Annotated in this window: 16 protein-coding genes; 3 read left to right on the forward strand and 13 right to left on the reverse strand. The window is 64.9% G+C overall.

Annotated elements, in window-relative coordinates:
* Positions 1–28 precede the first annotated feature (28 nt).
* Both ACTTAI_RS06480 and ACTTAI_RS06485 read right to left on the reverse strand, forming a co-directional pair.
* On the reverse strand, positions 29–826 hold the full coding sequence (locus ACTTAI_RS06480; protein ID WP_444454977.1) for an ABC transporter ATP-binding protein: 798 nt from the start codon (positions 824–826) through the stop codon (positions 29–31).
* 134 nt (positions 827–960) lie between these two features.
* Positions 961–1404 (reverse strand): TerB family tellurite resistance protein, encoded by a 444-nt coding sequence (locus tag ACTTAI_RS06485; protein WP_444454978.1) that lies wholly within the window; start codon positions 1402–1404, stop codon positions 961–963.
* Between the two features lie 145 nt (positions 1405–1549).
* Here ACTTAI_RS06485 and ACTTAI_RS06490 point away from each other — a divergent pair, with 145 nt between their 5' ends.
* Positions 1550–2176: a TetR/AcrR family transcriptional regulator gene (locus tag ACTTAI_RS06490; RefSeq protein WP_444454979.1), complete on the forward strand. Its 627-nt coding sequence runs from the start codon at positions 1550–1552 to the stop codon at positions 2174–2176.
* Positions 2173–2724, forward strand: a complete 552-nt coding sequence (locus tag ACTTAI_RS06495) for a L,D-transpeptidase family protein (RefSeq protein WP_444454980.1) — start codon at positions 2173–2175, stop codon at positions 2722–2724. The genes ACTTAI_RS06490 and ACTTAI_RS06495 overlap by 4 nt, the downstream gene beginning before the upstream one ends.
* Before the next feature lie 94 nt (positions 2725–2818).
* Here ACTTAI_RS06495 and ACTTAI_RS06500 read toward each other — a convergent pair whose 3' ends face one another.
* From ACTTAI_RS06500 to ACTTAI_RS06520, 5 genes are all read right to left on the reverse strand, one after another.
* Positions 2819–3658, reverse strand: a complete 840-nt coding sequence (locus ACTTAI_RS06500) for a cytochrome c1 (protein WP_444454981.1) — start codon at positions 3656–3658, stop codon at positions 2819–2821.
* 17 nt (positions 3659–3675) lie between these two features.
* Positions 3676–4989: a cytochrome b gene (gene petB, locus ACTTAI_RS06505; protein WP_444454982.1), complete on the reverse strand. Its 1314-nt coding sequence runs from the start codon at positions 4987–4989 to the stop codon at positions 3676–3678.
* A gap of 12 nt (positions 4990–5001) precedes the next feature.
* Positions 5002–5577 carry a ubiquinol-cytochrome c reductase iron-sulfur subunit gene (gene petA, locus ACTTAI_RS06510; protein WP_110806257.1) on the reverse strand — a complete coding sequence of 192 codons (576 nt, stop codon included), beginning with the start codon at positions 5575–5577 and terminating at the stop codon, positions 5002–5004.
* Between the two features lie 194 nt (positions 5578–5771).
* Complete coding sequence (locus ACTTAI_RS06515) at positions 5772–6485, reverse strand: response regulator (RefSeq protein WP_444454983.1); 714 nt, start codon at positions 6483–6485, stop codon at positions 5772–5774.
* Positions 6485–6985, reverse strand: a complete 501-nt coding sequence (locus ACTTAI_RS06520) for a MarR family winged helix-turn-helix transcriptional regulator (RefSeq protein WP_444454984.1) — start codon at positions 6983–6985, stop codon at positions 6485–6487. Before ACTTAI_RS06520 ends, ACTTAI_RS06515 begins: the two co-directional genes overlap by 1 nt.
* Positions 6986–7133: 148 nt before the next feature.
* On the opposite strand from ACTTAI_RS06520, the gene ACTTAI_RS06525 reads away from it, so the two are divergent.
* Entirely contained in the window at positions 7134–8003 is an 870-nt protein-coding gene (locus tag ACTTAI_RS06525) for a branched-chain amino acid aminotransferase (RefSeq protein ID WP_444454985.1), read from the forward strand.
* A 378-nt stretch (positions 8004–8381) separates the two neighbouring features.
* Here ACTTAI_RS06525 and ACTTAI_RS06530 read toward each other — a convergent pair whose 3' ends face one another.
* The 6 genes from ACTTAI_RS06530 to recR form a co-directional block, all read right to left on the reverse strand.
* Complete coding sequence (locus tag ACTTAI_RS06530) at positions 8382–8576, reverse strand: hypothetical protein (protein ID WP_110806253.1); 195 nt, start codon at positions 8574–8576, stop codon at positions 8382–8384.
* Between the two features lie 82 nt (positions 8577–8658).
* Complete coding sequence (locus ACTTAI_RS06535) at positions 8659–9609, reverse strand: DMT family transporter (RefSeq protein ID WP_444454986.1); 951 nt, start codon at positions 9607–9609, stop codon at positions 8659–8661.
* A 37-nt stretch (positions 9610–9646) separates the two neighbouring features.
* Positions 9647–10684: a tRNA epoxyqueuosine(34) reductase QueG gene (gene queG / locus ACTTAI_RS06540; protein WP_444454987.1), complete on the reverse strand. Its 1038-nt coding sequence runs from the start codon at positions 10682–10684 to the stop codon at positions 9647–9649.
* Positions 10685–10824: 140 nt separating this feature from the next.
* Positions 10825–11490, reverse strand: coding sequence for an FtsZ-binding protein FzlA (fzlA, locus tag ACTTAI_RS06545; protein ID WP_444454988.1), 666 nt, complete (start codon positions 11488–11490; stop codon positions 10825–10827).
* 74 nt (positions 11491–11564) lie between these two features.
* Positions 11565–11912 (reverse strand): TfoX/Sxy family protein, encoded by a 348-nt coding sequence (locus ACTTAI_RS06550; protein ID WP_444454989.1) that lies wholly within the window; start codon positions 11910–11912, stop codon positions 11565–11567.
* Entirely contained in the window at positions 11912–12511 is a 600-nt protein-coding gene (gene recR / locus ACTTAI_RS06555) for a recombination mediator RecR (protein ID WP_444454990.1), read from the reverse strand. Before recR ends, ACTTAI_RS06550 begins: the two co-directional genes overlap by 1 nt.
* Positions 12512–12513: the final 2 nt, after the last annotated feature.

Raw genomic sequence — 12513 nt, forward strand, 5'->3', positions numbered from 1 at the left:
CCACGGTTGGGGTCTTGTTGTTCTTGTTTTACGCCGGCAGCGTTGCCGACAGGAATTGCTTCAGGCGTTCGGATTTCGGCGCACCGAACAGCGTTTCGGGCGGGCCTTCTTCTTCGATCCGGCCCTGATGCAGGAAGACGACGTGATCGGAGACATCGGCCGCAAGCCGCATGTCATGCGTCACAAGGATCATCGTGCGGTGTTCGGCGGCCAGATCCTTGATCACCTTCACCACCTCCTGCTGCAGCTCGGGATCGAGCGCCGAGGTGGGTTCGTCGAACAAAAGCGCTTGCGGCTGCATGCAGAGCGCGCGCGCGATCGCGGCGCGTTGCTGCTGACCGCCCGACAGCTGCGCAGGCCAGGCGTCGGCCTTGTCGCCGATGCCGACCTTGGCCAGCAGGCTGCGGGCGAGCGGTTCGACCTCGGCGGCGGGGCGGCCGAGCACCGTCACCGGCGCCTCCATGACGTTTTGCAGGATCGTCATGTGGCTCCAGAGGTTGAACTGCTGGAACACCATCGACAGGTTGGTGCGAAACCGCGTCACCTGCGCCCGGTCGGAGGGGCGGCGCGCAAGGCCGGTGCCCTGCCATTTCACCGCCTCGCCGGAAAAGATCACCTCGCCCGACTGGCTGTCCTCGAGCAGATTGCAGCAGCGCAAAAGCGTGGATTTGCCGGACCCGGACGAGCCGATCAGCGACACGACCGTGCCCCGTTCGGCGCGGATCGACACGCCCTTGAGCACTTCAAGGGAGCCGTAGCTCTTGTGCAGGTCCCTGATTTCGATGACGGGCGCAGTGGGGCTCGGGGCAGTCGGGCTGTTGGTCACGTTTCGGCTTCTCTTTGTCCGGTCGGTCAAGTTGGCGCGATTTCGGGGGCAAATGCAACGGGCGAGTTGTGCTTGCCCCAAGGGAAGCCGCCAAAAGCACAGGCAGATGGCGCGGGAATGGGCAAAGCCTGCAATCAGGGCAGCCCGGCCGCTACCCTTTGCCGCGCCAGCCCCGAATCGCGATCCGAAACCCCCAGCAACCGGGCGGCGAGACGGATCAGCGCGTCCTCCTCGGGGTTGCGCGCGTCATCGGCCAAGGCCACTTGCCAGAGCGCCTCGATCACACCGATGCGGTCCTCGTAGGCGATCTTTTCCTTCAGCGCGCGTGTGAAGCGGACTGTATCGGGAGCCTCGGCCTCAAGTGCCTCGGCGCGGGCGCGCAATTCGGCCGCCTCAATGTGCGACAGACCGGAGCGGGCCGAGAGCACCTGATCGATATGAAAGCGCTCGTCTTCGTCATAGTGCTCGTCCGACCGCGCCAGCCGCACCAGAAGCGCCGCCAGCGCAAGGTCGGCGTCATCCGCGGTCAGCGGTTTCGGATGCGGATCGGCCAGAAGGCCCGTCAGGAATTTGAACATGTCCGCAGTCTAACGCGCCGCGGCACGGGGGCAAGAGCGCGATACATTCCGATACGTCACGAGAACTGAGGATTTCCGGTCCGCCGCAGCTTGCCCGGTTTCTGGGCAAGGTCTAAGGTAAGACGCCCGTGGAGGCGGGCATCTCATGACGCAGGTTCAAGTCGGTATCAAGAAGGGGCGCAAGTTCGATCAGGTTCTCGAAGGGGCGCGCAAAGTGTTTTTGCGCGACGGGTTCGAGGGGGCCTCGGTCGACGACATCGCCCGCGAGGCGGGGGTGTCCAAGGCGACGCTTTACAGCTATTTTCCGGACAAGCGGCTCTTGTTCATGGCGATTGCGACCGGCGAGTGCCAGCGGCAGGCCGACGAGGCGCTTCAGTTCATCAACGAGGGCGACAAACCCGTGCGCGAGGTTTTGCGCTACGCGGCAAACAAGCTCATCGATTACATCACCTCGCCTCTGGGCCTGCAGACCTATCGGCTCTGCGTCGCCGAGACCGACCGGTTTCCGGCGCTCGGGCTGCAGTTCTACGACTCGGGGCCGTTGCTGGTGCGCTCGCGGATGGTCGATTACCTGCAGCGCGCGGTCGCCCGGGGCGAGCTCGTCATCGAGGATTTCGATCTTGCGGCGGATCAGTTTGCCGAATTGTGCAAGGTCGATGCCTATCATGGCTTTGTCTGCGGCGCGGTCAGCGATTATCCCGCCGCGCGCCGCGCTCAGGTGATCGAGGGCGCGATCGAGATGTTTCTGGCCCGTTACGGCGCGCGCAGTTGAGGCGCAAAAGCCTGATCTGGGGCCCGCTCGTGCTGGCGATGGCGGGGCTCGGGGTTTTTGGCTACACCCGCGCGCTGGCGCATCTGGGCGGGGTTACGCCGCCCGATCCGGCGGTGCCCGAAGCCCGGGCCGATGCGGTGGTGGTGCAGAAATCCCGGCGCGCGTTGCAGCTTTTGCGCGCGGGGCAGGTGATACGCAGCTACGAGATTGCGCTCGGCGCCGATCCCGTTGGGCCGAAGCAGCGCGAGGGCGACGAGCGCACGCCCGAAGGGCTTTATCGCATCGACTGGCGCAACCCGCAGTCGGCCGCCTATCTGAGCCTGCATATCTCTTACCCCGACCGCGCGGATGTGGCGCGGGCGACGGGGCAGGGGGAGAGCCCGGGCGGCAACATCATGATCCACGGTCTGCCGAATGGCTGGGGCGCGGTGGGCGGGCTGCACCGGCTTGTCGACTGGACCGACGGCTGCATCGGCGTCACCAATGATGAGATGCGCGAGATCTGGGCGCTGGTGCCCGATGGCACGCCGATCACCCTGATGCCCTGAGCGTCCCGTCTGCGGAGCCTGCCGTCCTTTCCCCACCCCCGAAATGCAAAACGCGCCCCGTGGGGCGCGTTTCGGTTTCAGTGTCCGGCAGATCTCAGGCCTTGTGGCCCTTGTAGGGCGCCCACAGACGCTTGTTGGTCAGGTAGAGCAGCACGCTCAGCAGGCCGAGCATGACGAAGGCCACCATCCCCATCTGCTTGCGCGCGACGAGCTTCGGCTCGGCCGCCCACATCAGGAAGGCCGCAACGTCCTGCGCCATCTGATCGACGGTCGCCTTGGTGCCGTCTTCATAGGTCACCTGATCGTCCACGAGCGGCGGAGGCATGCGCGCCCAGCTGCCGTGGGTGATCTTCACGCCGGCGGCGTCCTTGCAGGTGTCCGGCACGCCGCCCACCTGGAAGACCTTGTTGTAGTAGTAACCATCGATCCCGTCCGGGGCGCATTCCGGGTTTTCTTCGAAACCGATGACGTAGTTGTAGATGTATTCCGGACCGCCGATGCCCTTGAAGAGCTGGTTCATGCCGGTGCCGTTCGGGCCCGAGAAGCCCGCACGCGCCTTGGCCATCACCGAGAGGTCCGGGCCCATGCCGTCACCGACGCGGGTCGGGAACATGTCGGTTTCCTTGCGGTCCCGCTCTTCGCCCGTGTCCTTGTCGATGATCGTGTCGAGACCGGCCGCATATTCGCGCACGACCGTCGGGTCGAGCTGCGGGCCGCCGTCATCCGACAGGGTGCGGATCGGCACGAACTTCATGCCGTGGCAGGCCGAGCAGACTTCCGAATAGACCTGGAAGCCGCGACGCAGCTGCGCCTGGTCATACTTGCCGAAGATCCCTTCGAAGCTGAAGGCATGATCGGGCACGTTGTTGTTCGCCAGTGCCGCGCCGGAACCGAGAACCAGGGCGGAAACGGCAGAGATCAGAATCTTTTTCATGATATCTTTCCCTTTCCTCACTCGGCCGGGTTGCCGTAGTGGCTGTTGAAGTCTTCCTCGATCGTGGCCGGGATCGGTTCCGGTTTTTCCGTGGCGCCCAGGAGCGGCAGGATCACGAGGAAGTAGGCGAACCAGTAGGTGGCCCCGATCAGCGAGATCGTCGCATAGGGCTCGGCCGCCGGCATCGCGCCCACCCAGGCGAGCAGGATGAAGTCGGCTACGAGCAGCCAGAACCACTTCTTGAACTTCGGACGATAGGCGCCCGAACGGACTTTCGACGTGTCGAGCCACGGCGCCAGCGCCATCGCAAGGATCGCACCGAACATCGCGATCACGCCGAAGAACTTGGCGTCGACGATGCCGAGGGTCAGCTTGTCCACGATGATCACGACCCAGACGTCCGCGGTGAAGGCGCGCAGGATCGCGTAGAACGGCAGGAAGTACCATTCCGGAACGATGTGAGCGGGCGTTTGCAGCGGGTTGGCCTGGATGTAGTTGTCCGGCTCGCCGAGGAAGTTCGGCATGTAGGCGACGACGGCGAAGAAGCCGAGCAGCACGAGGGCCAGCGCGAACAGGTCCTTGATCACGAAATACGGCCAGAAGGGCAGGGTGTCCTTTTCGGCATCGGCTTTCGAGGTGCGGCGGACTTCAACCCCGGTCGGGTTGTTGTTGCCGGTGGTGTGGAAGGCCCAGATGTGGATGGCGACGAGGGCCGCAATCACGAAGGGCAGCAGATAGTGCAGCGAGAAGAAGCGGTTGAGCGTCGCGTTGTCGACCGCCGGCCCGCCAAGGAGCCACGCCTGGATCGACGTCCCGATGCCCGGGATCGCGCCGAAGAGGCCGGTGATCACGGTGGCGCCCCAGAACGACATCTGGCCCCACGGCAGCACGTAGCCCATGAAGGCGGTGCCCATCATCAGCAGGTAGATGACCATGCCGACGATCCAGGTGATCTCGCGCGGGGCCTTGTACGAACCGTAGTAGAGGCCGCGGAAGATGTGGATGTAGACGGCGAGGAAGAACAGCGACGCGCCGTTGGCGTGGATGTAGCGGATCGCCCAGCCACCGTTCACGTCGCGCATGATGTGCTCGACCGAGGCGAAGGCCATGTCGATATGCGGCGTGTAGTGCATCGCCAGCACGACGCCGGTGACGATCTGCAGCACCAGCGTGAAGGCGAGGACGATCCCCCAGATCCACCACCAGTTCAGGTTCTTCGGCGTCGGGATCATGATGGTGTCATAGACGAGGCCGACGATCGGCAGGCGGTCGTGCAGCCACTTCTCGATGCCCGTCTTGGGCTCGTAATGGTCGTGCGGAATTCCGGACATGTGTCTTTCCCCTCAGCCCAGCTTGATCGTCGTAGCGTCGGTGAACGCCGCGACCGGAATGTCGAGGTTGCGCGGCGCGGGGCCCTTGCGGATGCGGCCCGCCGAATCGTAGTGCGAGCCGTGGCAGGGGCAGAACCAGCCGCCGAAATCGCCCGACTTGTCGCCCATCGGCACGCAGCCGAGGTGGGTGCAAACGCCGAGCATCACCAGCCATTCGCCGGTGTTGGAGCCATCGAACGCCGGGATGGTCCGGTTTTCGTCGGTCGCTTCCGCGCCCGGCTTGTTCGCATTCTCGGCCGATTGGTCGCGCAGGGCGCCGAGCGGAACCGAACGGGCCAGCTCGATGTCCTTTTCGTCGCGGCGGCGGATGAACACCGGCTTGCCGCGCCATTTCACGGTGAGCTGGGTGCCCACTTCGACCGCCGAGACGTCGACGAAGATAGACGCAAGCGCCTTCACGTCAGCCGAAGCGTTCATTTGGTTGATCAGCGGCCAGACGGCCGCACCGGTCACCACCACGCCGGTGGCGGCGGTGGCATGGTAGAGGAAATCCCTCCGAGTGCCTGCGTTGTCTTCTGCGTGGGACACGTGTCTTCTCCCTTCCCCGAACTTGAAGTTCAAGTCGATGCGCCATTGCGGGCCACACAGAATGCGGCCGGACAGTGCCCGTTTAGCGCCCGGGAAACCCGCAGTCCAGCATACATTCACAAGAGGGTGAGGCGAAAAGCCGCGGCACGGGGCGATTCGCGCTTTTTTGTCGCTGGGGCAGCGGCTTGCAGGCCTCAATCGGGTGCAAGCATGTAGCCAAGTCCGCGCACCGTCTGCAGGTAGCGCGGCTCGCGCGGGTCGGGCTCGATCTTGCGGCGCAGACGGGTGATCTGCACGTCGACGGCCCGGTCACCCGCGCCTTCCTCGGCGCTGGCCGAGCGGTCGCGACCCAGTTCCTCGATCAGCTCCGTGCGCCCGATCACCTCGCCCGCATGGGCGGCGAAGATTCGCATCAGCGCCGCTTCCGTCGCGGTCAGGCGCACCGGCTGATCGCCCTGGCTGAGTTCGCCGCGGTCAAGATCGTAGCGCAACTGCCCGAGCGTGAGATATTTCGGCCCCGCCGTCACCGCCTCGGGCACGCGCCGCAAGATCGCATTGATGCGCAGCAGAAGCTCCTTTGGCTCGAAGGGCTTGGCGAGGTAGTCATCGGCCCCGGCCTCGAACCCCTCGATCCGCTCGCGGGTTTCGCCGCGGGCGGTCAAAAGCAGGATCGGTGTCGTCATCTTGGTGCGCAGATCGCGGGTCAGGCTGAGGCCATCCTCGCCCGGCATCATCACGTCGAGCACGATCAGATTGAACTCGAGCCCCGACAAGAGCCGCCGCGCATGCGCCGCATCGCGCCCGGCGGTGACCAGAAAGCCGTTGCGCATCAGGAACTTCTGCAGAAGTCCCCGGATCCGCTCGTCATCATCGACAATCAGCAGATGCGGCGTGGAGGGGGCGGGCATCACGCGCCATCCTTCAGCATCTGGTAATGACGCCGCATCACCGGGTCCATCATCGCTTCGAGCACCTGACGGAAGCCCGCCACCGCCTGCGGCCCCGCCGCGCGATAGGCGGCGCGCATCCGCACCCGTTGCGCCTCGGACAGTTCGCGTTCCAGCACCGCGCCCTTTTCGGTCAGATAGAGATGCCGCTCGCGCTTGTCGCGCCGCCCGACCCGGCTTTCCACCAGACCATCGTCGATCAGCGTGCGCAGCACCCGGTTCAGGCTTTGCTTCGTCACGCCCAGCACCGAGATCAGCGTCGTCACCGTCAGCCCCGGCTCGCGGTTGATGAAGTGGATGGCGCGGTGATGCGCGCGGCCATAATCGTGCTGATCCAGAATCCGGTCCGGATCGGCGGTGAAGCCGCGATAGGCAAAGAACATCGCCTCGATGCCCTTGCGCAGCTGTTCGTCGGTCAGAAACAGGAGCGTTTCGCCCCCGGGGGCTCCGGTATCGGCCATGTGATCCTCGCTTTTGCGCGACTTTATGTCAGCCTTGTTGACTTTCCAAGAATCAATTGTTACCGAAGCGCAGATTTTGCGCAATATTATGTCCGGGACGGACCTAGATGGCGCAACTTGTGAAAACGAAGCAGCCAAGGAGGGCGTGATGGCCGGGGCTTATGACGATCGTGACGGCAAGATCTGGATGGACGGGAAACTGGTCGACTGGCGCGACGCCAAGGTCCACATCCTGACCCATGCGCTGCACTATGCGTCCTCGGTCTTCGAGGGCGAGCGCTGCTACAACGGCAAGATCTTCAAGGGCGTGGAGCATGCGATCCGCCTGCGCAAATCGGCCGAGCTGCTGGATTTCGAAATCCCCTATAGCGTGGAAGAGATCGAGGCGGCGAAATACGCGATGCTGGCCGCGAACGGCTGGAAGGACGCCTATGTGCGCGCCATCGCCTGGCGCGGCGCGGGCGATGACATGGGGGTCTCGGCCCGTCGCAACCCGGTGCGTCTGGCGATCGCCGGCTGGGAATGGGGCAACTATTACGGCGATGCGAAGATGAAGGGGGCCAAGCTCGACATCTCGAAATGGCGCCGCCCCGATCCGAAGACGATCCCGTCTGCCGCCAAGGCCGCCGGTCTTTACATGATCTGCACGATGTCGAAGCACGCCGCCGAGGCCAAGGGCTGCTCGGATGCGCTGATGATGGATTATCGCGGCTATGTGGCCGAGGCGACCGGCGCGAACGTGTTCTTCGTGAAAAACGGCGAAGTGCACACGCCGCTGCCGGATTGCTTCCTGAACGGTCTGACCCGTCAGACGGTGATCGAGATGCTGAAGGGCAAGGGCATCACCGTGCACGAGCGTCACATCGAGCCGGTGGAACTGGCGGGCTTCGAGCAGTGCTGGCTGACCGGCACCGCGGCCGAGGTGACCCCGGTGGGCCAGATCGGCGACTTCAACTTCGAAGTCGGCGCGCTGACCCGCGATATCTCGGAAAGCTACGAGAAGCTAGTGCGGGCCTGAATCTGCCCCCTCGGTTCGGGCGGAACAGGAAAGGCACCGCCTTTCCCCGCCCGTTCGGACACCGCTTGCACCAAGACCGTCTGCCCCGCGCGCATCAGAGGCCAGCGCCAGCCCCGGCGGGCGAGAAGCGCCCGCCATGGGCGGGGCGGGCGCTGGCCGGGGACTTTGGTCCCCGGCGGCGGTTGCTGCAGATGTCTCGCATGGCCGCGTCAACGGCCGCGGCCAAGGTAGGTGCGTTCAAAGATTGCGACACCCCGGAAAGACCAAGGCGGGCCGTCTGCTCACGGCCCGCCTTGGTCTTTTTCATAGCACCGCTACGGTGGCACGCCGGAGACATGCCCGTCACCGCTACGGCCCCCGGGTATCAGAAGGTCCGGTTCACTCGTCCCTCCGGGCTTCCTCACGATCGATGCGCAGAAATTCCCGGACCTTAGCTTCCGAGCGTTCCGCCGGACGTCGCACCAGCGCATCCACAGCCGGATGCACGCCGCCACGCCGATCGATTTCGAGGAATTGCCGCATCCGCGCCCCTTCGGCCGCTTGTTCGGCATGGTCGATGATGGAACGGGTCATGTGAGCCTCCTTCGCTTCATCTGAGATAAGACTAGCACAGAATCAGACCCGAGTCTTTGCTCAGGATCATTTCCGGCGAAATTCAACCTTGCGGGGTCACGGCCTTGCGCGCGCGTTGCCGCTCGAGCCCCAGCGCATGTTCGCGCCAGATGATCATCACGCCTGCGGCAATGATCAGCCCCGCGCCGCCCAGCATCCAGAGTGTCGGCACTTCGGCAAACATCCAGTAGCCGATGCCAAGCGCGAAGAGCATCGAGACATATTCGAACGGCGCCACGATCGAGGCATCGGCAAAGCGATAGGAGGAGGTCAGCAGGATCTGCCCGAGCCCGCCCAGAAATCCGCAGGAAATCAGCAGTGTCGCCTCAAAGGGGGAGGGTGCGACCCAGCCGAAGGGCACCGAAATCAGCGAGAGCGTCGCCGAGGTGACGGAAAACCAGAACACGATGGCCGAGGTGCGCTCGGTCGCGACCATCTTGCGGATGAAAACCTGCGCGAGCGCCGCAAAGGTCGCGCCCATGATCACCAGCATCGCGCCAAGGGTGGCGGTCGGGTTGGCTCCCTCAAAGCTGCCCAGCCGCGGCCAGAGCACGATCAAGACGCCGACCAGACCCAGCGCGACGGCAGAAAGGCGAAAGGCCCGGACCTCCTCGCCCAGAAACATCGCGGCGAAAATCACCGTCAGAAGCGGCGCGGCATAGCCCAGCGCCGTGACCTCGGGCAGGGGCAGGAAGGCCAGGCCCGCAAAGCCAAGTCCCATCGCCGACGTTCCCGCAACGCCGCGCCAGACATGGCCCATCGGCTGGCGCACCTTCAGCCCGACCGAAAGCTCGCGCCGCCACACAAGCCAGGCCAGAATGACCGGAATCGCGAAGAAGGAGCGGAAGAAGACGGTTTCGCCCGGCGGAATATGCGGCGCCAGAACCTTGATCACCGTCGACATGGCGATGAAGACAAGAACCGAGAGGATCTTCAGGGCAATCCCGGTAACCGGGTTCGGGTGCAGGCTGGCGGCAGGTGAGGGGGCAGACATGCGGCCACCTTACGCCTTTGTTCCGCGAAAGAAAGAGTCAAAGGGCCAGACGGGCGAGCGCCCAGGCGGCCGCCTCGGCCACAGCGGGATCGGGGTCGTTCAGATGCGGGCGGGCGGCATGGGCCAGATCGGGACGGCCAGAATTTCCCAACGCATATAGGGCGTTGCGGATCATCCGGTCGCGGCCGATGCGTTTGACCGGGCTGCCCGCGAAACGTGCGCGAAAGGCGGCATCGTCGAGCGCCAGGATCTCGGTCAGCGCGGGCGTGCCCTGTTTCGCCGCGTAACCGATGTCGCGCGCGGTGGCTGCGAATTTGTTCCAGGGGCAGGCGGCCAGACACTCGTCGCAGCCGTAGATCCGGTTGCCCAGCCCCGGGCGCAGCGCCGGATCGACCGGGCCGCGGTGCTCGATCGTCAGATAGGAAATGCAGCGCCGCGCATCCATTTGATAAGGCGCAGGAAAGGCGCCCGTGGGGCAGGCGTCCAGACAGGCGGTGCAGCTGCCGCAATGGCTGATCTCGGGCGCGTCGGGGGGCAATTCAAGCGTGGTGAAGATCGCGCCCAGAAACACCCAGTTGCCCAGATCGCGGGCGAGTAGATTGGTGTGCTTGCCCTGCCAACCCAGCCCTGCCGCCTGCGCGAGCGGCTTTTCCATCACCGGAGCCGTGTCGACGAAGACCTTGATCTCGCAGGGCGATTGCTCGATCAGCCAGCGCCCGAGCCGCTTCAGCCGCCGCTTCACCAGATCGTGGTAATCCTTGCCCTGCGCGTAAACCGAAATCGCGCCGCGCTCTGCCTGCCGCGTGGCGTCCCGCGGATCGACCTCGGGGCTGTAGCTCTCGGCAAGCATGATCACCGAGCGCACCTCGGGCCATAGCGCGGCCGGGTTGCCCCGCCATTCCATCCGCTCGGCCATCCAGGACATCTGGCCGTGATACCCGGCCTCGACAAAGGCCGAGAGTCGGTCGGGCAGATCGGGGCAGGCGTCGGGCCGGGTGATGCGGGCTTTCGCAAAGCCGACTGCAAGCGCTTCTTCGATCAGGCGGGTCTTCAGACGGTCCAGATGCGCCTCCATCAGCCGGGGCAGGGGGGCGCTGCCCCCTCTTTGCCTGACGGCAAATTCACCCCTGAGATATTTGAGGCAAGATGAAACGCATCCTTTTCATCTTGCCTCAAATACCTCGGGGGTCCGGGGGCAGAGCCCCCCGGCCTGCCTCAGAAATCCAGCTCCGCATATTGCGGCGAGGGCGGCACGCCGGGCAGCTGATCGGCCAGAAGCGAGCGGAAGGCCGGGCGCGACTTGATTTTCGCATACCATTCCTTGACCGCTTCCGAGCGGTGCCAGTCCACGTCGGAAATGTAGTCAAGGCAGCTCAGATGCGCGGCGGCGGCGAAATCGGCCAAGGTCATCACATCGCCCGCCAGCCAGCGGCGGCTGTCGAGCAACCAGGCCATGTAATCGATGTGATACTTGATCGCACCCAGGCCTTCCTTCACCGTCTTGCTGTCCGGGTAACCCTTTTTCTGCACCTTTTTCCAGACCCGTTCGCCCATCACCTTGGCGGTGACCTCGGTGTTGAACTTGTCGTCGAACCAGGTGCAAAGACGGCGCACCTCGTAGCGCGCATCGGCGTCACGCGGCATCAGGGGCGGCGTCGGCACCACCTCGTCGAGATATTCGCAGATCGCCTGACTTTCCGAAAACAGCCGGTTGTCATAGCGCAGCACAGGCACTTTCCCGGCCGGGTTGCGGCGCAGGAAGTCGGTGCTTTTTTCCCAGTAGCGCTCTTCGACCAGTTCGACCTCGATGCGTTTTTCCGCCAAGGTCAGCCGCACCTTGCGGCAAAAGGGCGAGAGAGCAACGTGATATAGGCGGTTCATCGGCAACACCCGCTGCAAGCTTTTCCCCCTGATAGACCCGGCGGGGGGTGGGATCAATGCTTCTTGCGATGGCGTTAACCATTCTCCTTTGGTTTAGCGGGTTTACGCGCTTTCGGCTTTGGTTCGGGAAGGCTGCGCGCCATCAGCGCGATCAGGCCCCAAAGCCAGTCGGCGTCTTCCCACAGGTCGGCCTCGATCCGGTAATGCGGTTTCGCGCCGGGGTAGGGGGGGGCCTCGACTGGGGTGCCAAGGTAAGCGGCGGCCTCGGGGATCGGGCGCACGAACAGGGTGTCGTCGCAGATCAGCGCCACCATCTTGCCGCTCGCATAGATGCCGTATTCGCCAAACATCTTGCGCGCGCTGACGCCGCGGCCCTCGAGCTGTTCCAGAAAGAAATCAACCGTTTCCGCGCTCGTGCCCATCAGAGGGCCCGCCTTGCCCGCAGTGCCGCCGAGATCGTGCCGTCGTCGAGGTAATCCAGCTCGCCCCCGATCGGCACGCCCTGGGCCAGCGAGGTCACGCGCGCCCCCGTGCCCTCCAGCGCCTCGGCGATGTAATGGGCGGTCGTCTGCCCCTCGACCGTGGCATTCAGCGCGAGGATCACCTCGGAGACCGCCTCGTCGCGGACGCGGGCGATAAGGTGCGGAATGCGCAATTCCTCGGGGCCGATCGCGTCAAGGGCAGAGAGCGTGCCGCCCAGCACATGATAGCGGCCCTTGAAGGCGCCGCCGCGTTCCATCGCCCAGAGGTCGGCCACATCCTCGACGACGCAGATCTCGCCCGTCGCGCGGGCGGGGCTGTCGCAGATCTCGCAGGTGACGCCGACCGCGATATTGCCGCAGCGGGGGCAGTCGCGGGCGGCTTCGGCCACCCGCGCAAGCGCTGCCGCAAGGGGCGCCATCTGCCCCTCGCGCTTGCGCAGAAGATGCAGCACCGCGCGACGGGCCGAGCGGGGGCCAAGCCCCGGCAGTCGCGCCATCAGCGCGATCAGCGCCTCGATCTCGTCGCGGGGGCCGGTCATCT

Source organism: Rhodobacter capsulatus, assembly GCF_052363175.1.
Taxonomy (GTDB): domain Bacteria; phylum Pseudomonadota; class Alphaproteobacteria; order Rhodobacterales; family Rhodobacteraceae; genus Rhodobacter; species Rhodobacter capsulatus_D.

Bases quoted from the DNA above. Each gene is read 5' to 3' on its own strand.
- ACTTAI_RS06485 (WP_444454978.1), bottom strand. From the start codon at position 1,404: ATGTTCAAATTCCTGACGGGCCTTCTGGCCGATCCGCATCCGAAACCG.
- ACTTAI_RS06490 (WP_444454979.1), top strand. From the start codon at position 1,550: ATGACGCAGGTTCAAGTCGGTATCAAGAAGGGGCGCAAGTTCGATCAG.
- ACTTAI_RS06500 (WP_444454981.1), bottom strand. From the start codon at position 3,658: ATGAAAAAGATTCTGATCTCTGCCGTTTCCGCCCTGGTTCTCGGTTCC.
- petB (WP_444454982.1), bottom strand. From the start codon at position 4,989: ATGTCCGGAATTCCGCACGACCATTACGAGCCCAAGACGGGCATCGAG.
- ACTTAI_RS06515 (WP_444454983.1), bottom strand. From the start codon at position 6,485: ATGCCCGCCCCCTCCACGCCGCATCTGCTGATTGTCGATGATGACGAG.
- ACTTAI_RS06520 (WP_444454984.1), bottom strand. From the start codon at position 6,985: ATGGCCGATACCGGAGCCCCCGGGGGCGAAACGCTCCTGTTTCTGACC.
- ACTTAI_RS06525 (WP_444454985.1), top strand. From the start codon at position 7,134: ATGGCCGGGGCTTATGACGATCGTGACGGCAAGATCTGGATGGACGGG.
- ACTTAI_RS06530 (WP_110806253.1), bottom strand. From the start codon at position 8,576: ATGACCCGTTCCATCATCGACCATGCCGAACAAGCGGCCGAAGGGGCG.
- ACTTAI_RS06535 (WP_444454986.1), bottom strand. From the start codon at position 9,609: ATGTCTGCCCCCTCACCTGCCGCCAGCCTGCACCCGAACCCGGTTACC.
- queG (WP_444454987.1), bottom strand. From the start codon at position 10,684: ATGGAGGCGCATCTGGACCGTCTGAAGACCCGCCTGATCGAAGAAGCG.
- fzlA (WP_444454988.1), bottom strand. From the start codon at position 11,490: ATGAACCGCCTATATCACGTTGCTCTCTCGCCCTTTTGCCGCAAGGTG.
- ACTTAI_RS06550 (WP_444454989.1), bottom strand. From the start codon at position 11,912: ATGGGCACGAGCGCGGAAACGGTTGATTTCTTTCTGGAACAGCTCGAG.
- recR (WP_444454990.1), bottom strand. From the start codon at position 12,511: ATGACCGGCCCCCGCGACGAGATCGAGGCGCTGATCGCGCTGATGGCG.